Origin of the sequence: Nonomuraea sp. NPDC005692 (assembly GCF_040631115.1) — a bacterium.
Classification (GTDB): domain Bacteria; phylum Actinomycetota; class Actinomycetes; order Streptosporangiales; family Streptosporangiaceae; genus Nonomuraea.
In genome coordinates this window covers 1-1,592 of record NZ_JBEXYU010000085.1, presented here as the reverse complement: position 1 = coordinate 1,592, position 1,592 = coordinate 1, and the positions used below count along the sequence as shown (strand labels likewise).

Here is a 1,592-nt window from a genome sequence, read left to right as displayed (position 1 = left end):
CAGCAGCCGCTCCTCCGGGGTCAGCTCGGTCTCGCCCTTCGGGGTGACCTTGCCGACCAGGATGTCGCCGGGGACGACCTCGGCGCCGATCCGGACGATGCCGCGCTCGTCGAGGTCGGCCAGGATGTCCTCGGAGACGTTGGGGATGTCCCGGGTGATCTCCTCCGGGCCCAGCTTGGTGTCGCGGGCGTCGACCTCGTGCTCCTCGATGTGGATCGAGGACAGCACGTCGTCCTGCACCAGGCGCTGGGACAGGACGATCGCGTCCTCGTAGTTGTGGCCCTCCCACGGCATGAACGCCACCAGCAGGTTCTTGCCGAGCGCCATCTCACCGTCGTCGGTGCAGGGGCCGTCGGCGATGACCTGGCCGGCCTCGACCCGGTCGCCCTCGGCGACGATGGGCTTCTGGTTGAAGGAGGTGCCCTGGTTGGAGCGCTTGAACTTGGCGACCCGGTAGGTGGTGCGCGAGCCGTCGTCGTTCATGACGGTGACGTAGTCGGCGGAGACCTCCTCCACCACGCCGGACTTCTCGGCGCTGATGACGTCGCCGGCGTCGGTCGCGGCACGGTACTCCATGCCGGTGCCGACCAGCGGCGCCTCGCTGCGGATCAGCGGCACCGACTGGCGCTGCATGTTCGCGCCCATCAGGGCCCGGTTGGCGTCGTCGTGCTCCAGGAACGGGATCATCGCGGTGGCCACCGACACCATCTGGCGCGGCGACACGTCGATGTAGTCGACCTCGCGGGAGGCCACGTAATCGGTCTCGCCGCCCTTGGTGCGGACCAGGACGCGGGCGTCGGTCAGCTCGCCGTCCTCGCCGAGTGAGGAGTTCGCCTGGGCGACGACGAACCGGTCCTCCTCGTCGGCCGTCAGGTAGTCGATCCGGTCGGTGACCCTGCCGTCGACGACCTTGCGGTAGGGCGTCTCGATGAAGCCGAAGGCGTTGAGGCGGCCGTAGCAGGCGAGGTAGCCGATGAGGCCGATGTTCGGGCCCTCGGGGGTCTCGATCGGGCACATCCGGCCGTAGTGGGACGGGTGCACGTCACGGACCTCCATCCCGGCCCGCTCACGGGACAGGCCGCCGGGGCCCAGGGCGTTCAGCCGCCGTTTGTGGGTCAGGCCGGCCAGCGGGTTGATCTGGTCCATGAACTGCGACAGCTGCGAGGTGCCGAAGAACTCCTTCATCGACGCCACCACCGGCCGGATGTTGATCAGGGTCTGCGGCGTGATCGCCTCGACGTCCTGGGTGGTCATCCGCTCGCGGACGACACGCTCCATGCGGGCCAGCCCCAGCCGGACCTGGTTCTGGACGAGCTCGCCGACGCTGCGGATGCGCCGGTTGCCGAAATGGTCGATGTCGTCGAGCTCCACGACGGCCTCGCCCATGGACGTCTCCCCCGCGTGCAGCCGCACCAGGTACTCGATCATCGAGACGACGTCGTCCTCGGTCAGCGTGCCCCGCGTGATCTCGGAGTCGACCCCGAGCTTCTTGTTGACCTTGTAGCGGCCCACCTTGGCCAGGTCGTACCGCTTGGGGTTGAAGTACAGGTTCTCCAGCAGGGTCTGCGCCGACTCCTTGGTCGGCGGCTCAC

General features: G+C 68.5%; 1 protein-coding gene. It reads right to left on the bottom strand.

Annotation, left to right across the window (positions count from 1 at the left end; genetic code table 11):
- A partial coding sequence (gene rpoB / locus ABZ459_RS52705; RefSeq protein WP_357989096.1) for a DNA-directed RNA polymerase subunit beta occupies positions 1–1,592 on the bottom strand: 1,592 nt, incomplete at both ends.